This window comes from Achromobacter sp. 10T422 (assembly GCF_056394065.1).
This window is the reverse complement of sequence record NZ_JBFTHD010000009.1, coordinates 297,497-318,101: the sequence shown is the minus strand read 5'-3', so window position 1 is coordinate 318,101 and position 20,605 is coordinate 297,497. Positions and strand designations below refer to the sequence as shown.

16 protein-coding genes are annotated in these 20,605 nt (G+C 61.7%); 5 read left to right on the top strand and 11 right to left on the bottom strand.

What is annotated here, in order from left to right:
* Positions 1 to 4 precede the first annotated feature (4 nt).
* From AC1DB0_RS25090 to AC1DB0_RS25075, 4 genes are all read right to left on the bottom strand, one after another.
* The gene (locus tag AC1DB0_RS25090; protein WP_476758177.1) at positions 5 to 856 is read right to left on the bottom strand and encodes a hypothetical protein; all 852 of its coding nucleotides are present in this window, start codon (positions 854 to 856) and stop codon (positions 5 to 7) included.
* Positions 853 to 2,046, bottom strand: a complete 1,194-nt coding sequence (locus AC1DB0_RS25085) for a DNA cytosine methyltransferase (RefSeq protein ID WP_476758765.1) — start codon at positions 2,044 to 2,046, stop codon at positions 853 to 855. Before AC1DB0_RS25085 ends, AC1DB0_RS25090 begins: the two co-directional genes overlap by 4 nt.
* Before the next feature lie 1,245 nt (positions 2,047 to 3,291).
* The gene (locus AC1DB0_RS25080) at positions 3,292 to 5,427 is read right to left on the bottom strand and encodes a UvrD-helicase domain-containing protein (RefSeq protein WP_476758174.1); all 2,136 of its coding nucleotides are present in this window, start codon (positions 5,425 to 5,427) and stop codon (positions 3,292 to 3,294) included.
* Between the two features lie 235 nt (positions 5,428 to 5,662).
* Positions 5,663 to 6,679 (bottom strand): amino acid ABC transporter substrate-binding protein, encoded by a 1,017-nt coding sequence (locus AC1DB0_RS25075; protein WP_054427506.1) that lies wholly within the window; start codon positions 6,677 to 6,679, stop codon positions 5,663 to 5,665.
* Between the two features lie 162 nt (positions 6,680 to 6,841).
* On the opposite strand from AC1DB0_RS25075, the gene AC1DB0_RS25070 reads away from it, so the two are divergent.
* The gene (locus AC1DB0_RS25070) at positions 6,842 to 7,972 is read left to right on the top strand and encodes an FUSC family protein (protein WP_447578820.1); all 1,131 of its coding nucleotides are present in this window, start codon (positions 6,842 to 6,844) and stop codon (positions 7,970 to 7,972) included.
* Here the strand turns inward: AC1DB0_RS25070 and AC1DB0_RS25065 are convergent.
* Entirely contained in the window at positions 7,931 to 8,881 is a 951-nt protein-coding gene (locus AC1DB0_RS25065) for a LysR substrate-binding domain-containing protein (RefSeq protein ID WP_175171051.1), read from the bottom strand. The two genes, AC1DB0_RS25070 and AC1DB0_RS25065, sit on opposite strands and share 42 nt — an antisense overlap.
* Before the next feature lie 248 nt (positions 8,882 to 9,129).
* Here AC1DB0_RS25065 and AC1DB0_RS25060 point away from each other — a divergent pair, with 248 nt between their 5' ends.
* From AC1DB0_RS25060 to AC1DB0_RS25050, 3 genes are all read left to right on the top strand, one after another.
* Positions 9,130 to 10,362, top strand: coding sequence for a metal-dependent hydrolase family protein (locus AC1DB0_RS25060; RefSeq protein ID WP_476758173.1), 1,233 nt, complete (start codon positions 9,130 to 9,132; stop codon positions 10,360 to 10,362).
* Between the two features lie 93 nt (positions 10,363 to 10,455).
* On the top strand, positions 10,456 to 11,808 hold the full coding sequence (locus tag AC1DB0_RS25055) for an MFS transporter (RefSeq protein ID WP_476758764.1): 1,353 nt from the start codon (positions 10,456 to 10,458) through the stop codon (positions 11,806 to 11,808).
* Positions 11,808 to 12,353: a GAF domain-containing protein gene (locus AC1DB0_RS25050; RefSeq protein WP_342066798.1), complete on the top strand. Its 546-nt coding sequence runs from the start codon at positions 11,808 to 11,810 to the stop codon at positions 12,351 to 12,353. The genes AC1DB0_RS25055 and AC1DB0_RS25050 overlap by 1 nt, the downstream gene beginning before the upstream one ends.
* 53 nt (positions 12,354 to 12,406) lie before the next feature.
* Here the strand turns inward: AC1DB0_RS25050 and AC1DB0_RS25045 are convergent, their stop codons facing one another.
* From AC1DB0_RS25045 to AC1DB0_RS25020, 6 genes are read right to left on the bottom strand one after another with little or no spacing between them, the layout of a single operon-like run.
* On the bottom strand, positions 12,407 to 13,411 hold the full coding sequence (locus AC1DB0_RS25045) for an XdhC family protein (protein WP_476758172.1): 1,005 nt from the start codon (positions 13,409 to 13,411) through the stop codon (positions 12,407 to 12,409).
* Positions 13,412 to 13,433: 22 nt separating this feature from the next.
* Positions 13,434 to 15,722: a xanthine dehydrogenase family protein molybdopterin-binding subunit gene (locus AC1DB0_RS25040; protein WP_476758171.1), complete on the bottom strand. Its 2,289-nt coding sequence runs from the start codon at positions 15,720 to 15,722 to the stop codon at positions 13,434 to 13,436.
* Positions 15,723 to 15,759: 37 nt separating this feature from the next.
* Complete coding sequence (locus AC1DB0_RS25035; RefSeq protein WP_054427514.1) at positions 15,760 to 16,446, bottom strand: isochorismatase family protein; 687 nt, start codon at positions 16,444 to 16,446, stop codon at positions 15,760 to 15,762.
* Positions 16,443 to 17,516, bottom strand: a complete 1,074-nt coding sequence (locus tag AC1DB0_RS25030) for a 2,5-dihydroxypyridine 5,6-dioxygenase NicX family protein (protein WP_447578817.1) — start codon at positions 17,514 to 17,516, stop codon at positions 16,443 to 16,445. The genes AC1DB0_RS25035 and AC1DB0_RS25030 overlap by 4 nt, the downstream gene beginning before the upstream one ends.
* A 42-nt stretch (positions 17,517 to 17,558) precedes the next feature.
* Positions 17,559 to 18,389, bottom strand: a complete 831-nt coding sequence (locus AC1DB0_RS25025) for an alpha/beta fold hydrolase (protein WP_175171018.1) — start codon at positions 18,387 to 18,389, stop codon at positions 17,559 to 17,561.
* Positions 18,386 to 19,162, bottom strand: coding sequence for a maleate cis-trans isomerase family protein (locus AC1DB0_RS25020; protein WP_054427517.1), 777 nt, complete (start codon positions 19,160 to 19,162; stop codon positions 18,386 to 18,388). The genes AC1DB0_RS25025 and AC1DB0_RS25020 overlap by 4 nt, the downstream gene beginning before the upstream one ends.
* A gap of 273 nt (positions 19,163 to 19,435) precedes the next feature.
* Between AC1DB0_RS25020 and AC1DB0_RS25015 the strand changes: the two genes are divergently transcribed.
* Positions 19,436 to 20,593, top strand: coding sequence for an FAD-dependent monooxygenase (locus AC1DB0_RS25015; RefSeq protein ID WP_054427518.1), 1,158 nt, complete (start codon positions 19,436 to 19,438; stop codon positions 20,591 to 20,593).
* Positions 20,594 to 20,605 lie beyond the last annotated feature (12 nt).

Here is a 20,605-nt window from a genome sequence, read left to right as displayed (position 1 = left end):
TTTTCTATACCCGCCGAATAACGGAGGGTTCGGACAATTGCTGAACTGTTTGAGCACGACGAATTGTCGTTTGTCGACTTAAGACTCCTCCATGTTCAGAAAGGAGGAAGTCTACGGAGTTTATCTCATCGTCTCGCCCAGAAAAACAATTATGAAATGCGGTTAGCAACTCAAGCTCGTGGAGCTTCTGGCCAGTGGCGACTGGTTTTTCCACGGAAGGGATGGATCCAGGAAGCAGATACACACATGGCGGCGGTACGCGGAATGGGCCAACAGTGGTTAGCCTACTTTCGTCAAGTATTTTTGGACATGGTTTTCCAATCGTCCCACACACCATATCCCATACGATGACGCCATCGACTCTTTGTTGTCTCGAGATCATTTCCGCGCTGAGGCGAGAATGAATGCCTGACCACGTGTTTCGGCGAGGATCGGCGCCTGGATTTGAACATACGCTCCAAATTACGAACTCATCCGCAATAGAAGGGCGCTCAAAAATGTTCGTATTGTTGCCGTCCAGGCACCCTTTAAGATCGATGACCGCCGTTTTTCCGCTATTGAGTTGAACCACGTAATCGTTTCGATTGGCGTCGTCAGTCAAGTCCCAGGCGCTAATGTATCCGCCATCCTCCAAATGATTAAGGATGTGGTGAACGAAAATTCGTTTTTCCCGCATCGTCGCAGAAAACTGACCTCGGATTCTCTCAATTGCTCCGCGGAAAAGTCCCGAATTGTAGAACTCTCGTTCATCTAAGCCATGGTCGCCCAGCTTATGTGCTTCATTTCTAAGGGTCTCGGCAAATTGCTCAATTTTTTCGCGTAAAGCTAAATTCTGCCTACACGGGATTGAGCTCATGCTGCCTCTTCATGACGGTCCGCGGTGGCTAACCCCATCAGTGGTTCGAAGACATGGTGGGCTAAATGTCGCACGACCGGGACTGCAACTCCATCGCCAGTTAGGTGATAAGCCTCGTTGTAGTTCTTGGGCAAAATGTAGGAGTCTTGGAGGCCCATAAGGCGCGCTGTCTCTCTCGCGGAAATGAGACGGGATCGGATCTTGCTTCCATCGACCACAATGATCGTCTGCCTGCTAGATCCTCCTGCTGGCGTGCGCAAGCAACCCGCGACGTCATCAAATCTAACTTCCGCTCGTTGAACCTTCGCACCGGTTTCATCTACGCGAGTTCGCTTATAGATCGCTCCTACCATCCTGCGCTCAGCGCGCTTGGCCGCTTCCACTTTCGCCAAATTTGTGGGAGACATCATGCTGAGCAATTGCTTCGTTTCTGCCGGAGAATGCCAAGTAACGCTTTCTGGATTCTCTTCAATAATGTCTGCAAATGTCGATGACCTTAGAGAAGGCGTGGGAACATTCCACCACACGAGCCTTTCTTTTGCTTCTGCAGAGATATTGTCAATAGCTTTGCACAGACCCTTTGTGTGAAATGGTCCTATTGGCTCCGGTGCAAGCAGGCTTGGCGGAATAGCTACATCATCGCGCACCCCAACGATAAACAATCGAGGACGAGATTGCGGCACGTACAACGATGCGTTAATTACGAGGGCGCCATATCGATAGTTCGCTTTTGCGAGGACTTGACAAATAGTGGCAAAGTCTTTGCCTTTGTGAGACGTCAATGTACCTAGTACATTTTCCAAAGCGACGATTTTTGGCGCTCGCCCGCCGACACCAAGATCTTCTATGATTTTCCAGAAAGGATAGAAAGTTCCAGATCGTTCTCCCTTCAATCCGGCGCCGCCGCCCGCAAGGGAAAGATCCTGGCAAGGGAAGGATCCCCATACGAGATCTGCATATCCCGGAAGGGACGCTGCTTCGACGGTGTTGACATCGCCAATTCTCAGCTCACCACGAGTACCCCAGTTCGCTTGGTATGTCATGCCTTTCTTGTAGTCAAAATCATTGGCAAATAGACATTCCCATCCAGAGCCCAACCCAGCTCGTGCCATCCCGCCACCAGCGAAGAATTCGTAAAATTTAGGCATTGACTGTTCGCTCGATGGGGGCGTTTGCAAGCGCAAGCTCACGTGCTAGCTTTTCTTCAATTGCTTCAGCGATCCACGTGTTTCTTGACACGTTGCCAGGCCGCTTGCTGCGCGCCTGATCAATCACCTCGAAAACTTCGCTAGAGAGCCGCAAATTGATGCGATCCGTGGGATTCATAATGTAAAGATAGAAATGGTGAGTGTGGCGCCATTGTGGCGCCACACTGGATGGATGTCTAGTGCTCCGAACTCTTGCCGGGTGCCGCGCGAGTCCCTGGGTCGTCGGCATCACGATGGGGCTTTTGGCTGCTCCTGATGATTCAGCGATAGAGGCTCTTGCACATTCGACACCTAAGTAGTGTCACGTTCACCAGGTACGGTGCGCGCCACAAAAACTGTGGGCGTCAAGAAGTACTGTTGCTTTTACTCATGGGTCCACTCAATGGCCTCTGAACGCATTTCCTCAGTCTGGACCATGCTGAAACCGCACATGCTTTCAATGCCGCCTAGAAGGCTGGTTATTGTCCATGGATTTAACGGTTCGCCTCCTGTAGCACTCGGTTCAGCAACGCCATTTGCGAGCATCCGGGCGATGGCGGAGATGGCCGCTAAGTTACGGTCAATTATGGCAATCCGCTCTAGTCTCACGGTGCCGTATTCAGCTTCGCCATCAGTAGTCCACGGATCCTCAATTAAGGGGTGGAGCCGACCTGCAACCGTGGGGTCAGTTCCATGGGAAAGGTCAGGGCCTTTGTGGCGGTTTAGGATCTCTTTGGCTGCGGATGGTGGTCTCTGCCGGTCGCCTAGCGTATTCACTTGCATCTCCTATCGAGCGCTTGGCCTGCCTCCCGCTCTCAAGCGGGGTGGGCGGGCACCAGACCAGGTTGAGAGACCGGCTCGATAGGACACCGGCGCACGCGAGCGTGCCCCGGCCTAGGCCCGCCCATTGAAGGCGTGCGAAGGCGCGCGGACGTAAAAATACCGCTTGGCAGCGGTCGTCCGCCTATCGAGTTTCCGGCTCTCACCCCGGGCTGCTGTTGGTGCAGCAGCGGTGCAAGTATAGGCCAGGGCAGGGGCTTTGAGACCGCTGCACGATGTCTGAAAGCGTCTGAGAGTTGATGCTCAAGTGATCAAGCATTGATGATCGAACATGGTGTGGCCAGTACCGATAGCATTCATAGGCTTACCGCGATCGGGCAATGTAAGAGGCTTGTCCGATCGCGCAGATCATGCGTCCACACGGATCGACTCACAAAGAGTTAGGGGCTCGCACCGACGTAAGCGAACCTACTCCACCAACCACTCCCGAAACGCCTCTAGATCCATCCCGCTCGGCACATACCAGACCTTCCGCGTCTTATCCCACTGCGCTCCCAGCGCCTTCACCACATCCCGATTCGCATACGCAACGCGCAGATCCCGATGGCCCACCGCCTGCACCGGTGCCGCCATGTTCCGGCGCACGGCCGTGTCCGCGCGCCGTTGAATGCCCGCCAACTGCATCTGCCCGATAAACACGCTGCGCTGTGCCGCAACTTCCGTGGACACCAGCGTCAACCGTGCTTTCGTACGCGTCGCGGCGACGTAGAACAGGTTTTCTTCCTCACTCACTTTTCGCAGCGGATTCGGGAACTCTCCGGCGTCCATGAACGGCAGGATGACGTGGTCGAATTCCTTGCCTTTGACGTTCGCGATGCAGTCCAGCTGCACCGTGTTCTTTCCGGGCCGGGCGCCCGCGAAGGCTTCGGCGGCGCCGATCCATTCTGAGAATTCGCGCAGCGTTTTGCCGGAGCTTTTTGCGGAAGCGATGAAGCCGGTGACGGACTTGGTGACGACGGAGGCTTCGTACGGATGCACGTACAGACGCGTTGCCAGCTTATCCATGTCCACCAGCTCGCGGACTTTTTCCAGCGCGGCGAAGGCGGGGGAGTCGGCGGAGACTTCACGCAAGTGCGCCACCGCGTCAGAAATCCGGCCGCGCGCCGCCGGGCTGCCGACGCGTTGGATCTGGCCGGTGAAAAAGTGCTTGAGCGCGGACGGCTCCTTGGCCAGCGTGGTTTGGGCCTCGCGCAATTCCTGCGGCGTTAGCGGCACTTCGGCAAAGGTGGTCAGCGCGTCGACGATAGCTTCGCGCGTGGCGGGCGTGGCGACGTGGTGGAAGTCGTCAAGCGCGATGGCGATCATGCCKCGCAGGAACAGGATTTCTTCGCGCAGCAGGTAACTCTTCATCGTCAGCGTGCGGTATTGCACCCCGGCGTTCATCAGCGCGTTTTCGATTTCGATGGATTGGTGCGCATCGCGCAGCAGAATGCAGCAGCCGTCCAGCGGTTTACGGTCTTGCTTCCACTGAAGCACGGCGCGCACGACCTCGGCGCCGCACGCGCCCGGGGCCTGCGCGTAGGGGCGTTCGTGTATATCCGTGCGCAATGGCAGGTTTGAATCGACGGGTTTACGTTTGAAGGCTTCCATCGCGTAGGCCAGGTGCGGGCCGTGGCGGTAGGTCATCGTCAGCGGGAAGCTCACGCAGTCGGGGAAGCTGGACGCGATGCGGTGTCGCAGGAACGATTCGTCGGCGCCCAAGTGCGAATAGATCACCTGGTCTTTGTCGCCGACGCCGACGAAGTACGTGATGCCCACGCTTAGCAGCGCTTCGATAATGCAGAACGAGGCCTCGTTGATGTCGTGCAGCTCGTCGCACAAGACCAGCCGGTACGCGGGCAGCACGTCGCGCGCGTCGGCGCCGTTGCGTATCAGGCAGGCAAGGTCGTACGTGGCATCGAAGAAGCCGCGCGCGTCGATGAAGCCGAAGACGTCGATGCGCTGCTTTTCATATTCGATGGCCCACAGATAATCCGTCAGCGGAATGCTCAGGCTGTTGGCGGTGTATTCGGGGTCGGCGATATTGTCGGGCGACAACATCATCGTGGCTTTCAGTTTCAGCAGATTATCCAGAAACTGGCTGACCGCGGTGTTGTGGGTGCGAATGTCGAGCTCGTCCGCATACTGCGCGTGATTGATGGCGACGTTTTCCAGCGCATACAAGGCATAGCTTTGTTGTTCGCGCGTGGTCGGCAGGCTCTCGGGTTTGCCGTCTTCGATTTTCGACAACACGCGCTGCGCAAATTCTTCAACGGTCAGCACATTGACGCGCCGCGCCGTGTTGTAGGCGATGCCGACTTCCACCAGACGCGTTTGCAGAACCTGCCGGGCTTCGTCCGTGAAGGTCAGCGCCAGAATGTCTTCGGGCGGCAAGCCGCGTGTCAGAGCCTCGCCGACGCGCAGCGCCAAGGTGGTGGTTTTGGCGGCGCCTGCGTTGGCGATGACAAGGCTGGTCCGGCTCCGCGAGGTTTGGATCTTGGTCTGTTCCTCGGTGGGCACGAATCCGGCGGGGAAGAACTGGGCGGAGGGGGAGGTTGTCGTCATCTAGGCGGGGCAGGCGCGAACAGAATGGTCGCAGGAGGTGAACCGCCAGTGTAACGACTCCCGGGCTCTGGTTTTTCCGGGCGATTCTGCTGCGCGGCTTCCGAATCGGTGCCTACGCATACCCATCCGGCCCAACCCGGCTCGGCATATCCTGCCACCCGCTCCCCAAACGCAAAACGGCCGGCGAGCGCGTTGAGCGTTCGCCGGCCGTTCAGGAGCCGCGTTCTACGCGCGTTTAGCGCACCGGCCACCCATACATCAGCCCGCCATCGCGGTACGACGCGTTCAATCCGCGCGACAGCTTCAACGGGCTGCTGGGGCCCAGGTTCTTCTCAAAGCTCTCACCGTAATTGCCGATGTGCTTGATGATGTTGTAGGCCCACTTATCGTCCACGCCCAGGTTCTTGCCCATGCCCGGCGTCACGCCCAGCAGGCGCTGCACGTTGGGATTCGTGCTTTTGAGCATTTCATCCACGTTCTTCGACGTGATGCCGTATTCCTCGGCTTCCAGCATGGCGAACATCGTCCAGCGCACGACGTTGAACCATTGCTCGTCGCCCTGGCGCACCATCGGGCCCAGCGGTTCCTTCGAGAAGTTCTCGGGAAGAATGTCGTATTGCCCCGGGTTCTCCAAGTTGCTGCGCGCGGCGGCCAGTTGGGATTTGTCGCCGGTGAAGGCATCGCAGCGGCCCACGGCAAACGCGCGGATGATCTCGTCCAGACGCTCGACCACAACGGGCTTGAAGACGATGTTCTGCGAACGGAACCAGTCCGCCAGGTTCAGTTCCGTGGTGGTGCCGGGCTGCACGCAGACGGTTGCGCCGTCCAGTTCCTTGGCGCTTTTCACGTTCAAGGATTTGTTCACCATGATGCCCTGGCTGTCGTAGTAGTTCACGCCGACGCCGATCAGGCCCAAGGTGGTGTCACGCGTGAGCGACAGCGTGGTGTTGCGCGGCAGGACGTCCACTTCGCCGGATTGCAGGGCGGTGAAACGTTGCACGGCGCTGACCGCCATGATCTTGGATTTGGCGGGGTCGCCAAACATGGTGATGGCAAGCGCGCGGCACAGGTCGACGTCCAGGCCGATCCAGCCGCCCTTGCTGTCATTGACCGAGAAGCCAGCCACGCCCGTGGACACGCCGCATTGGACGAAGCCCTTATTCTTGACGCTATCGAAAGTCACGCCGGCGGTGGCCGCCCAGGACGAAAGGAATAATGCGGTGCCTGCCGCGACGTGTTTAAGTGCTTTCATGGTGTCTCCGCGCGTTGAGCGCATGGGTATTCTGTCGGCCGGTGGCCGAGTGCGCGGAATGGTAGCCAGCGGGCCGGGGCGGGAATATCAGGGAATTCCCGTTAAATCCACTGGACGGAATTTGCGGAGGATAATCTTCGCCATGCCGACGAGGGGCCAGGGATGAAACAAGACGACGACAACAGGGATGCACCCGGAAGCCACGGGTTATGGCGGCCGATTGGCTTCGTCAAGGAGCAGGTGCGGGATGCGTGGCGTGAACTGATCCGCGTCAACACCAGCGACCGCCGTTGGGAAATGCCGCTGGCGGCGGCGTTGTCGTCGGGCCTGCCGCTGATGGTGGGCGCGTATTTCGGGCGCATGGATTATGGATTGATGTCCAGCCTGGGCGGCATGGTGTTTCTGAGCCTGCCCAATTCTTCCTTGCAGCACCGCATGATGATGTTGCTGGCCGCGTCGTTCGGCATGGTGGCGTGCTTTGCGGTGGGCGCGCTGACGCAGTTCTGGCCTACGGCGATGGTTGCCGCGCTGACGATCATCGCCATCTTGGTCAATATGGTGTGCCGCTGCTACCGGCTAGGCCCGCCGGGCAGCTTGTTTTTCATTATGGCGACAGCCATTGCGGCCTACACGCCGGGGCGTATTGAAGATGTGCCGATGCGCGTAGGCATGGTGGCGCTGGGGTGTTTGGTTGCCTGCCTGGTGGCGTTTGCCTATTCCCTGCACATGACGCGCGTGGCGCCGCCTCCTGTTGAAACCCCGCTGCCCAAGCCGACCTTTGACTTTGTCGTGTATGACTCCATCATCATCGGGCTGTTCGTAGGAATATCCTTGCTGGTGGCCGAACTGCTGCAATTGCCGCGGCCCTATTGGGTGCCCGTCAGCTGCCTGGCGATTATCCAGGGGGCCAGTTTGTGGGCGGCGTGGAACCGCCAGCTGCATCGGATTTTTGGTACGGCGCTGGGCTTATGCGTGGCGTGGGCATTATTGAGCCTGCCGCTGAATGTGTGGACGTTGAGCCTGGTGATGATGGCGCTGTCGTTCGGGATAGAAACCTTGGTGGTGCGGCACTACGCCAGCGCGGTGGCGCTGATCACGCCGCTGACGATCTTCCTTGCCGAGGCGCCGCATCTGGGCCAGGGCTATCCCTCGGCGGTGATACAGGCGCGGTTCGTGGATACGGTGATTGGGGCGTTCATTGGCGTGCTGGGCGCAGTGCTTCTGCACAATCAGCGCATCCGGCCGCTGCTGTCACGCTGGATGCGGGCTGTGCTGCCCAAGCGGATCAGCTGATTCACTGGCGTCGCAGTAAGGGCAGTCTGCCGCAGCCGGCCCTGACGCGCCATGCAAACACTCATGCGATAGCCACTGGCTCAGCCGGTCGTAGCTTTCCATATTGCTGCGCCAGTTGGGCGCGCAAAGATAATAGCCAAGCGGGCTTTCAAACGTGCGGTCGAATATATCCACCAATTGCCCCGTGGCCAATTCCTTTTCGATCAGGCAATGCGGCATCAGCGCCACCCCAAAGCCTGACGACGCGGCTTGGATAATCATCGAAAACAGATTGAACCCCGGCCCGAAACGCGCGCGGTCATAATCGCCGAGGTAAGTAGAAAACCAGTATTCCCATGACAGCGGAATCTCAATGTGCTGCAACAGCGTGCATTGCTTGATGTCTTCCAGGCTGCTGATGGGATGCTGGTCCAGATACTCGCGCGAGCACACCAGCCGGGTTTCCCGGCCCGTCAGGTACTTGGCGTCACCGTCGTGCCAATCCCCATAGCCATATTGAATGGACGCATCGAAATCCAGTTCGGTGCTTTTGTAATCCGCCACGCTGTAGCGGACGAAGTTGATGGAGATGTCGGGATTGAATTCGCGAAAGGTCTTCAGGCGGGGGAACAGCCATTGCGCGGCAAACGTGGGCGCGGCCGATACGTTCAGCGATTTGGCCGATTGTTGGGTCGCCATGACCTGCGACGTGGCGCTTTCCAGCGTGTGCAGCGCCGGCCGGATCAGGCTCAGGTAGGTAGCGCCCATGCGGGTCAGCTGCAGGCCGTTGGTGGCGCGAATGAACAGCGCGTGGCCCAGGTAGCTTTCCAGCGTGGCGATGTGCCGGCTGATGGCGCTTTGCGTAACGAACAGCTCTTTGCCCGCCTTGGAGAACGACAGATGGCGCGCCGCTGCGGTGAACGCATTCAATTCAGAGAGGGTGGGGCAGCGGCGTCTCATGGGGCAGTTAAACCATGCGTGAGCGAATACATCGGTCGGCGAATACCGGGGGCGGCAATCACACAGCCGGAAAAGACAGGGTATGAGTATTACTCATAAGGCTGTTCAAATTTGTGTCGATTCCCTAAGGGGAGACCCGGTATCGGACGTTTGGATTGTACCGGTAGAGTTCGCCATGCTGAATTTCCTGCATGTTGAACAGATAGCGTGATTTATTTATGAAGCCGGTTGTTGTTAAGAATTGCAAGATCTTGAATACCCGATCACTGGTCCTCGAAGAGGCAACCAATGTGCTGATCGAGGACGGGATGATCACCCGCATCAGCGCCGACGAATTGACGGCGCCGGATGCGCAGGTGCTGGATGCCAAGGGCATGACCCTGATGCCGGGCATGATCGATTGCCACGTGCACGTGGTGGCGTCGTCGTTCAACCTGGGCCGCGTGGCGTCCTTGCCGAATGCGCTGGCCCTGCTGCGCGCGCTGCCCATCATGCAGGGCATGCTGGACCGCGGCTTCACGTCGGTGCGTGACGCGGGCGGCGCCGACTGGGCGCTGGCGCAAGCCGTGCTGGACGGAACGGTCGATGGGCCGCGCCTGTTCTGCTCGGGCAAGGCCTTGTCGCAGACGGGCGGCCATGGCGACTTCCGCCAGCGCAACGACGAACTCGACCCCTGCCCGTGCTCGGTCAAGATCGGCAACATCGGCCGCGTGGTGGATGGCGTGGACAACTGCCGCCTGGCGGTGCGCGAAGAAATCCTGAAGGGCGCCACCCAGATCAAGGTCATGGCCTCGGGCGGCGTGGCCTCGCCCAATGACCCGATTCAGAACCTGGGCTTCTCGGAAGCCGAGCTGATCGCCATTGTGGAAGAAGCCAGCAACGCCAACACCTATGTTATGGCGCATGCCTACACGCCGCGCGCGATTACGCGTGCGGTGCGCTGCGGCGTTCGCACCATCGAACACGGCAACCTGGTCGACCGCGAGGCCGCGCAGGTGATGAAAGAGCACGGCGCGTACATGGTGCCCACGCTGATCACCTATGAAGGCCTGGCCAATGACGGCGAGCGCTATGGCTTGCCGCTGGACTCGGTGAAGAAGATTGCCACCGTGCGCACGCAAGGGCTGACCGCGCTTGAAATCCTTGACGAAGTCGGCGTGAAGATGGGTTACGGCAGCGATCTGCTGGGCGAAACCCACTACATGCAAGCCGATGAACTGACGCTGCGCGCCCGCGTGCTGGGTAACGCCAAGGTGATTCAGCAGGCGACGCTGATCGGCGCCGAGATCCTGAATCAGGAAGGCCTGCTGGGTGAAGTTTGTGAAGGCGCCTACGCCGACCTGTTGCTGGTGGATGGCAATCCGCTGGATGACATCGCGCTGTTGACCAAGCCCGATTCGCTCAAGCTGATCATGAACCGCGGCTTGCTGCACAAGAACGCGCTGAACTAAGCACTGAACCCAGCCCTGCCGGGCCAGGCACGCGTGCGCTCAATGCCCGCGCGCCCCGCCCGCTTTCACATTTCTACCGGAACTATCGTCATCATGTATTCCGTATCGGACCGCCTGGAGCGGCTGCCGTTCTCCAGCTTTCATTTCCGGCTGCTGATGATCGGCGGCCTGGGCCTCGCTTTTGAAGCGCTGGACGCCGGCATCATTGCCTTCATCATTCCGTCGTTGCGCGTGCAATGGGGGCTTTCCACCGGCCAGATCGGCTGGATCGCCAGCAGCACCTATGTGGGCTTCCTGGTGGGCGCGCTGTTCTCCGGCATTCTGGGCGACCGCTACGGCCGCAAGAAAATCATGATGTGGGCCTTGCTGCTGTTCTGCGTGGCCACCTTCATCAACGCGTTTGCCCGCAACTATCACGAGTTCTACATCCTGCGCATGATCGCGGGCATTGGGATGGGCGCGGAAGGCGCCATCATCGCGCCGTATCTGGCGGAGTTCGTCAGCAGCAAGTATCGCGGCCGCTTCACCGGCGCGCTGGCCGGCTTCTTCTCGTTCGGCTTCGTGATGTCGGCGCTGCTGGGCTACTTCATTGTGCCGTTGAGCGACGATKGCTGGCGCTGGATCATGATCATTGCGTCCGTGCCGGTGGTGTTCCTGCTGTGGTGGCGCAAGTCGTTGTTTGAATCGCCGCGTTGGCTGGAACACACGGGCCAAACCGCCGAAGCCAACCGCATTTGCTCGGCCATCGAAGCCGAGGTGGAGCAAAAGCTGGGCCGTCCGCTGCCCACGCCCGTGTCCACGCGCAAGGCCAACTCCAAGCCTGCTGCGCAACAGACCGCCATGGCCAAGCTGGCCTCGCTGTTCTCCAAACAGTATCTGGGCACGACGGCGCTGGTGTGGGTGTTCTGGATCACCGTGCTGTTCTGCTACTACGCCTTCCTGGTGTGGATTCCCAGCCTGCTGGTTGAACGCGGCTTCACGATCACCAAGAGCTTCTCGTACACGATCCTGATTTATCTGTCGCAGATTCCGGGCTACTTCTCGGCCGCGTACTTCAACGACAAGATCGGTCGCAAGTACACGATTCTGATCTACATGCTGCTGTCGTGCCTGTCGGCATTGGGCTTGGCGCTGGCCAGTGGCGAACAGCAAATCATCATGTTGAGCATGCTGCTGTCTTTCGGCATGAACGGCGTGATCGCGGGCCAGTACACCTACACCGCCGAAATCTACCCGACCTCTATCCGGGCAACCGGCATGGGCGCGGCGTCGGCCTTTGCGCGGATCGGCTCGATTGCGTCGCCCACCATCGTGGGCGTGGCGTACCCGGTGTTGGGCTTTGCGGGCGTGTTCGCCATGATGACGGCCATTTTGCTGGTGGGCGGCCTGGGCATTCTGTTCTTCGGCAAGAACACGCGTGGCGTGGTGCTTGAGGAGATCAACTGATGACGTCCGCATCGGCATTCGAACCGTGGGCCAGGCATGCGCGGGCCTTGGGGCTGGCAAGCAGCCGCGAGGCGCAGTGGAACGTGATCTCTGGCCTGCTTGAGGAAGCCTTCGGGCACAAGCTCTTCACGGCGCTGCTGTATCTGGAGTCGCATCAGCTGATGAAGCGTCTGTACACGTCAGACGAAAGCATCAGCCCGCTGGGCGGCTTCAAGGCCACGGGCAGCGGCCCGTGGTCGCGCCATGTGCTGGAGCAAGGGCGGCTGTATGTGGCCAGCAATGAAGACGATGTGCGCACGGTGTTCTCTGAAGCGCCGATGCTGATTGATCGCGGGTTGCAATCGGCGTTCAACATTCCGGTGCGTCACGAGGGCCGGGTGATCGGGTCGTTGAACATGCTGAGCGGGCGCCATGCCTATGACAAGGCGGATCACGATCTGGCGGCGCTGATCGCAGGCGTGTGCGCGCCGGTCTTCATCGAGGAAATGCGCGCCGCGCAATCGGCCGCCGCCGAGGTGGACCGCTCCAGCCTGGACAGCGTCTAAGGACGTCTAAGGACTAAGGACGTCTAAGGACGTCTAAGGGCGTCTAAGGGTGTCTAAGGGCGTTCCAGGGCAAGCCGTTCCTTGCCCTGGGCCACGCGTTCCCACGTGTCTTGTGCCGCGCCATTCTTCGCGGCCACCACCTCCGCCATGATCGATAACGCGATCTCGGCGGGGGTTTTGCTGCCAATGAAAATGCCGGCCGGGCCGTGCAGCTTGTTCAGCGCGGCCTCATCCAGATCGAAGTACTCGCGCAGCCGCGACCGCCGCTGAAAATTGTTCTTGCGCGAGCCGATCGCGCCGACGTAGAACGCGTCCGATTGCAGCGCATCGATCAGCGCCAGGTCATCAAGCTTCGGATCATGGGTTAGCGCAATGACGGCCGTGCGCCTGTCGGGCCGCAGCCGCAAGATGACGTCATCGGGCATTTCACGCGTGAACGTCATGCCCGCCTGCGTCCAGTCGTGCGGATGCGCGTCGCGCGGGTCGCAGACGATGATGTCAAAGCCCAGCGTCAAGGCGATCTGGCACAGATACCGGCTGGTGTCGCCCGCGCCGATCACGATCAGCCGCGCGGTAGGGCCGAAGTGCGTGGTGAAGGTGGTGGCGGCCAAGCTCGGTGCGCGGTCGGGCGGGCCGGCTTGCAGCGTGGCCTGCCCCGACGCCAAATCCAGCGTGCGCGCCACGCAACGCCGCTGGATGCAGGCGTTCAATAGTTCGGGCAACAGGCTTTGCGGGCCGACGCGTTCCATCACCAATTCCACCGTGCCGCCGCAGGGGATGCCGAAGCGCCGCGCGTCATCGGCCAACACGCCATAGCGCAGCACGGCGGGCGGCTGTGGCGCCGCGTCCATTTCCTGCACGCGCGCCGCCAGATCGTCCTCAATGCAGCCGCCCGACACGGACCCAGCCACCGCGCCTTGCGCGTTCATCGCCATGATCGATCCGGGTGGCCGGGGGGATGAGCCCCACGTTCGCGCCACCGTGAACAGCCACACGGGAATGCCGGCGTGTGCCCATTCGACGGCGTGGCGCAATACCAATAGGTTGATGTCGGTCATGCGTGGGTTTCCCGTCAAACGCTCAGCCCGCCAGCGCGGCGCGCACCGCCTCGGGCGTGAACGGGGCTTCGTAAAAGCGTCGCCCGGTCGCATCGAAAAGCGCGTTGGCAATCGCGGCGGGGCCAGGCACCGAAGCTGATTCGCCCGCGCCCATGGGCGGTTCGTCTTGGCGCGGCATCTGCAAGACGTCGATAGCGGGCAGATCTTTGAAGCCGATGATGGGGTAGCCGCCCCATTCGCGGCTGGATACGCCGGCCTGGTCGAAGGCCACTTTTTCAAGCAGGCAGCGGCTGAGCGTTTGCACGACGTTGCCGTGGATTTGATGGCGCACGCCGTCTGGGTTGATCACCATGCCGGTGTCTTGTCCGACGACGATGCGTTGCACGCGGACGCGGCCGGTGGCGGCGTCGACGCTTAGGTCGATAACCCAGGCGGCCCAGGCCGCGCCAAAGCCGGGAAACTTGCTGTGCACGTAGCGCGCATAGGCCACGCCCCGGCCATGCAGCACGCCGTCGGCATCCGGCTTTCCCCGGCTGCCCGGCGTGCGTGGCTGCCATCCTGCGTGTTTTGCGGTGGCGTCGATCAGTGCAACGGCGCGCGCGTCATCCAGGTTGCGCAAGCGGTAGTCGACCGGGTCGGCGCCTGCCGCCTCGGCCAGTTCGTCGATCATGCAGTCATGCGCGAAGGAATTCGGCAGCGCTGACACGCCGCGCAGCCAGGACGAGCGCACGATGGGCGGCATGTCGTGGCAGACGACGCGGCGGTTTGCGTAACGGTAGGGCGGCGCGGCGGTGCGGTCGCCCATTTCCAACGTGCGCGGTTCGCCCGGTATGGCGCCCGTCAGCAGCAGCGCCAGCAGTGGCGCGTCGTTGGACGGGTAACGCACGGCGAAGTCGTAAGCCAGCAGCTCACCTTGCGCATCAATGGCCGCGCCCACGTCCATCAATTGCCCGGTGCCTTTGGGCTCCCACTGATGCTCTTGTTCGCGCGTGAGTTGCACGCGCACGGGCGCGCCCACGGCCCGCGACAGCAAGGCCGCGTCGGCGCAGACGTCGTCGGCGCAATTGCGGCCATAACAACCGGCGGCCTCCAGGCGGATCAGCTCAATCTGGCCTTCGCCCAGTTTCAAGAGGCGGTCGAGATCGGTGCGCAGCATGTGCGGGTTCTGCGTGCCGGTCCAGACGGTAAGCCGGCCGTCGCAAAAATCCGCCACGGCGCAAGACGGGCCGATGGATGCATGCATCTGATAAGGCCAGACGTAGGTGCGGCGCAGATGCGTGGCGGCCTGGGCACAGACGGCATCCACGTCGCCGTCTTCAATCAAGGGCCGTGCCTTCGACGGATTCGTGCGGATGGCGGCTGCCAGATCGTCCAGTTGCGGCGCGGGCGGAACCGGCTTCCAGCGCACCTTCAGCGCGCGCATCGCGGCAATGGCCTGCTCTTCACGATCCGCCACCACGCCGATGAAATCGCCTTGCGCCACCACCTGAACATTGCCGGGCAGATGCGCGACGGAATCCCGGTCTACATCGATCAGGCAACGGCCAATGAAGTCTCCGGCGTCGCGCCCGGGATGCGGCGGACGAATCACGCGGCCGTGACGCATGCCCGGCACGCGCACGTCATGCACAAAGCTGAGTTCGCCCGTGGCCTTGGCGGGAATGTCCACGCGCGCCACACCTTGCCCGACGATGCGGTAGTCGCTGGCGGGCTTCAAGCGGACGGGTTGATCGGGCGGGGCGAGTGTCAGCCGAATGTGCTGGCCGGCTAGCAGTTCACCGTAGTCCAACTGGCGCGGGTCATCGTTGCTACGGGGGCGCACCACGCCGTCGCGCAGGCGCAGCGCGTCACGCGGCAGGTTCCATCGTTCGGCGGCCAGCTGCATCAAGTGTTCGCGCGCTTGGGCGGCGGCGCGGCGCAGTGGAACGGCCGAGATCTGGATGCTGGCGCTGGCAATGGTTGGCCCTTGATTGGGCGCGGCGTTGGTGTGGCCCAGCACCATGTCCAGCCGCGCCATCGGCACGTCGATTTCTTCGGCGACGATTTGCGCAAGCGAGGTGCGGATGCCGGTGCCCAGGTCGACGTGGCCATTGAAGGCCAGCACACGCCAGCCTGCGCCGCCTTCCGACACCCGGCTGCCATCGGCCACCACCGCGACAAAAATTTCGGGGGTGGCCTGAACATAATCCGTCGCGGTGCCGGGTTGCCCCGGCGCCGGCTTGGGCGGCGCGGTGGGCTCGCGCACAACGAGTAATGCGTCGGCATGAGCGAGCAGCGCGGGGGACAAATGGTGAGGCTGGGGCAGGGGCATTGGGGCAGGTCCAGGCCGGACGATGATTATGCCGGGTTCAGCGAGCCGCCGGCATTAGGGAGTCCACCATGGCGTTAGTCTCTGACAGCGCTTGCTCCCACGGCATGACGGCGGCGTATTTCTGCGCCATGTCGAAGAGGTTGGCGTCATGCGGACCCAGGGCGCGGTCACCGCAGCAGTCGGCTACGACCAGCGGCCGGAAGCCCGCCTGCATGGCGTCCACCACGCTTGCGCGCACGCAGCCGCTGGTGACGCAGCCGGCCACCAGCAAGGTCTGTACGCCGCGCTGCGCAAGCCACGGTGCAAGCATCGTGCCGAAGAAGGCGGACGGCGTGCTCTTGCGCACCACGTATTCGCCGGGCGCGGGGGCCAGCTCAGGCACGATGGCGCTGTTGGGGCTGTGTTCTTTCAGCGCCAGCATGGCGGGCACTTTCAGGCAGAAGATGTTGCTGTCGGCATCGTCGTCAGAGAACACGATGCGGCTGTGCGCCACGGGCCAGCCGCGCGCGCGGGCATGGGCCAGCAGGTGGCGCGTCTGCGCGATGGCTTCGGGGATGTTGCCGCCGCCCAGCACGGCCGGGTCGGCAAAGCCATTGACGAAGTCGACGATCAACAAGCCGAAGGGCGCTTTAAGCGGCAGCGGCGTGCCGAAGCCCTGGCGGGAATAGGCCGAGATGTCGCCGGGCACGGCATCGGCGGGAATCGTTTGGGTGGATGCGTTCATGGGGTGTCCTTGCGGCGGGCGGCGCGCGCCAGTCCGGGTTCGTCTTGCACCACGCCACGAATCACGACGGGCTGGCCGTCGAGTGCGACGCTGCAATGGCGCATCGGGATGTCGATATGGCAGGCGGTATTGCGGCTGCCGCCTGCTTCGTTATTGGGCCCCATGGACCACAGGAAGTTGCCTTCGAAGGCGCGGGCGTCCATGCCGATATGCGCTTCCTTGTTGTAGTGCGCCAGCATTGACCACTGCGCGCGCGGCTGCAAKCCCCAGCCGATGTGCGACACGGCATAGGCTTCCGGGTCGTCATAGGCCGCCATGTATTCCTTCAGGATGTCGGCCTGCAAGCCGCCGTTGATGCGCGTGACGTAGCCGCTTTCAATGACGAGTTCGATGGGGTCGGTCACGTAGTCTTTCATGGGCAACAGGATGTCGCCGCGGTCCAGCACCACGCGGCCGTTGCTCTGGCCTTCGTTGGGCCACGTCAGCACGAAGCCGCTGGGCCAGTGGTCCCAGCGGCCGGGCTGGTCGACAAAACCATATTCGGAAATGGCCGGGAAGTCGCCCAGCGCGCAGCGCAGATCGGTGCCGGCGTCTGACGTGATGTGCATCTGTTTGGACGCTTCGATGCGGCGCGCGGCGGCTTGCACACGCGTGCGGTCGGCGTCGGTGGGCACCAGCCGGCACAGCACTTCGGGCGGTTCGATGGCCAGCAGGATCTTGGTGCCGGTCTTCAGGATCTCGTGCTGCTCGGGTGAGAACAGCAGCGTCATCAAATCCAGAACCAGGTCGCTGGCCGTCAGTGCCGCGATGGCGGCCGGGTTGCCGGTGAGCGGCGTGGTGCCCAGATACGCCAGGGCATCGCGGCTGATGGATTTATCGGCGTTGACGGGCGGCAGGTCCAGGCGGTTGACGCGCGCGCCCATGTCGGTGGCGGCGGCAATTGCGCAGCGCAAGGTTTGCGGATGCGTGTCGGCGCCGGTCAACACGGTGACGATCTGGCCGGCTTCCAAGCGGGACAGCGTTAGCACCTGCTTCCAGGCGTGGATCAAATCGATATCGCTGACGGACATGGCGAATTCCTTAAGGCGGCAAAGTGATTGGTAGAGGGCGCGTCAGTCCACCCGAGCCCCAAGGAAATCGCCGAAGGCGGCGTAGAAGCCGGCTTCGTTGTCCCAGGGAATCATGTGGCCCGCACCGGGCACGCGCACATGCTGCGTCTGCGGCGCCAGGCCCTGCCATTCCGCCACGTCGTCGTCACCGACCACGCCGCCTTTTTCGGCCGTCATCAACAGCAGCGGCACGGTGATGCGGGGCAGGTCGGCGTGGATGTCGTCGCGGCCAAAGTCTTCAAAGCTCTGCACGATGGCGGGCTCATGGCAGGTATGCAGCCACTGCGCGCGCAACTGGCGTTGGGCCTCGGTCCAGGTGGGGCAGAACGCCTTCATGTCTTCGGCGGTCATGCCGTGGGTGGCTTGCCGGATGGAGTCCACGTACCAGGCCAGATTGGCGGGGTAGGCGCGGCGGCCGGGGCCGGACACGGGCGGGTCAACGATGACCAGACTTGCCAGCCCTTGCGGTTGCTTGCTGGCTGCGCGCACGGCAATGCGACCGCCCATCGAGTGGCCGACGAGCGTGTAGCGTTCCAGCCCCAAGGCTTGCGCGAAAGCGGTGACGTCGGCGGCTTGCGCGTCCAGGCCGTAGTCCAGCCCGGGGCCGGAGGCCGACAGGCCGCGACCGCGCACGTCGAGCACATAGGTGTCGAATTGGCGGCCCAGGTGTTCGGCGACAAAGCCCCAGGTGACGGCGGGGCTGGTGATGCCGGGAATCAGGATGACGGCGGCGCGGCTGGCTCGGTTATCGGCCGTGCCGCCATAGCGCAGATAGTGTTGGCGGATGCCGTTGGCATGTACCTGGCCGCCGTAGAGATAGGTGCTGGGGGTCATTGTGCGCTCCGGGAATAGGGGTACGCGCCCGAGAGCAGGGCGCCAGCGCCCGGCACCACCGGGTCCAGCCCCAATTCCTTCAGGATGGCGTAGGTGGTGGCGATGGACGCGGTGAGCACGGGCTTGCCCGTTTCGGCTTCGACTTGCGACACCGCCGGCAGCGACGGCATTTGCACGCAGGCCGACAGCACGATCACATCGGCATCGGCCACGTTCATGCCTGCGACGATGCCCGGCAGCTTGGCGGGGTCATGGCGGCCCACCTCCAGGTTGTCGGGAATTTCCAGCGCGCGCCAATCCACAATTTCAAAACCCTCGGCGGCGATGTAGTCCATGACCAGTTCGGTCAGCGGCACCATGTAGGGCGCGACCAGCGCAATCTTTTTTGCGCCCATGACGTGCAGCGCTTCCACCAGCGCACCGGCGCTGGTGATGACAGGGGCGGATGCGCCATTTTCGGCGGTGCGTTCGGTCAGGCGCTTTTGCGAGACGCGGTGATAGCCGCGCCCCATCGCCATGATGGCAACCAGGCAGGCGTAGCCCAGCACATCGACCCGCGCATCGCTGAGTTCCAGCGCGCAGCGGTCGCTCTCGGCGTCCATGGCGGCCAGCTCTTCCTTCTGCACTTTCTTCATGCGCATGCGGCTGGAGTGGAACGTAAAGCGGTCGGCGGGGCGCAGCGACGAATGCGCCTGCAGCATGGCGGGCACTTCAGTTTCCATCGTCGTGTTCGAGCTGGGGACGATCTGGCCAATTCGGAATGTCTTCGTCATGTAGGAAGCCTTGAAAAAGTGTCGGTCCTAGGGTTTTCGATAAATTCAAAAGAAGCGTATACGCTCTATTCTTGCAAAGAGCGAGACAGATGACCAGCCTGCATTCCGTAGTGGTTTTCACCTAATCATGTGAAATATAGGCACTATTTTGTTGCTCTGTCTTGGGGTTTACGCTTGATCTGAAAATTTTGGTACCAAAAATTAAAGCGTGTACTTCATAAGTTTCAAGCGTTCGCTTTTCTGGATTTTCAAAAAACAGCAAGGAGAAGTTCCGTGTCTACATCCCCTCGTATCGCCATCGTCGGCGCGGGTCTCGGCGGCGCCGCCACCGCAGCGCTGTTGCTCAAGGAAGGGCTGAATGTCCGCGTCTACGAGCAGGCGCCGGGTTTTTCGCGGCTAGGGGCCGGCATCCACGTGGGGCCGAACGTCATGAAGATCCTGCGCCGCATCGGGGTCGAAGACGCGCTTAACGCTCAGGGGTCGCACCCGGATTACTGGTACAGCCGCCACTGGGAAACGGGCGACATCCTGGCGCAGATTCCGCTGGGTGATTACGCCGTGAAGGAATATGGCGCGTCGTACCTGACCGTGCACCGCGGCGACTTCCATGCCTTGCTGATCGACGCCCTGCCCAAGAGCGCCGTTGTCTACGACAAGAGCCTGACGCGCGTGGAAGACAAGGGCGATGTGGTGGTGATGCACTTTGCCGATGGCACGTCGGAAGAAGCCGACATCGTGATCGGCGCCGACGGCGTGAACTCCCGTATCCGCGAAGAACTGCTGGGGCCGGAACTGCCCAAGTACGCAGGCTATCTGGCGCACCGCGCGGTGTTTCCCACGCCGCAGGTCAAGGCCGGCATGCTGCCGTTCGACGCCTGCGTGAAATGGTGGAGCGACGACCGCCACATGATGGTGTACTTCGTGACCGGCAAGGCGGACGAGCTCTATTACGTGACGGGCGTACCCGTCGAACACTGGGACCTGAATGACCGTTGGCTGCCCAGCAGCAAGGACGAAATGCGCGAGGCGTTCAGCGGCTGGCATCCCACGGTGCAGGCGCTGATTGACGCCACGGTGGACGTGACCAAGTGGTCATTGCTGGAACGTGATCCGCTGCCGCTGTGGAGCCGGGGCCGCCTGGTGCTGTTGGGCGACGCCTGCCACCCGATGAAGCCGCACATGGCGCAAGGCGCCGCCATGGCCATTGAAGATGGCGCCATGCTGGCGCGTTGCTTCAAGGAAGTTGGCGTGAATAACCACGAGCTGGCGTTTGCGCTGTACGAAGCCAACCGCGCCGAACGCGCCAGCAAGGTGCAACGCATTTCGCACGACAACACCTGGCTGCGCACTAACGAGGACCCGTCCTGGTGCTTTGGTTACGACGTGTTCAGCGCGCCGCTTGTGGACCCCAAGTCCCGGGCCGCTGCCTGACGCCGTGTCCGC

Coding starts and splice junctions, on each gene's coding strand:
- AC1DB0_RS25090 (WP_476758177.1), bottom strand. CDS start 856: ATGAGCTCAATCCCGTGTAGGCAGAATTTAGCTTTACGCGAAAAAATT.
- AC1DB0_RS25075 (WP_054427506.1), bottom strand. CDS start 6,679: ATGAAAGCACTTAAACACGTCGCGGCAGGCACCGCATTATTCCTTTCG.
- AC1DB0_RS25070 (WP_447578820.1), top strand. CDS start 6,842: ATGAAACAAGACGACGACAACAGGGATGCACCCGGAAGCCACGGGTTA.
- AC1DB0_RS25060 (WP_476758173.1), top strand. CDS start 9,130: ATGAAGCCGGTTGTTGTTAAGAATTGCAAGATCTTGAATACCCGATCA.
- AC1DB0_RS25050 (WP_342066798.1), top strand. CDS start 11,808: ATGACGTCCGCATCGGCATTCGAACCGTGGGCCAGGCATGCGCGGGCC.
- AC1DB0_RS25045 (WP_476758172.1), bottom strand. CDS start 13,411: ATGACCGACATCAACCTATTGGTATTGCGCCACGCCGTCGAATGGGCA.
- AC1DB0_RS25040 (WP_476758171.1), bottom strand. CDS start 15,722: ATGCCCCTGCCCCAGCCTCACCATTTGTCCCCCGCGCTGCTCGCTCAT.
- AC1DB0_RS25035 (WP_054427514.1), bottom strand. CDS start 16,446: ATGAACGCATCCACCCAAACGATTCCCGCCGATGCCGTGCCCGGCGAC.
- AC1DB0_RS25025 (WP_175171018.1), bottom strand. CDS start 18,389: ATGACCCCCAGCACCTATCTCTACGGCGGCCAGGTACATGCCAACGGC.
- AC1DB0_RS25020 (WP_054427517.1), bottom strand. CDS start 19,162: ATGACGAAGACATTCCGAATTGGCCAGATCGTCCCCAGCTCGAACACG.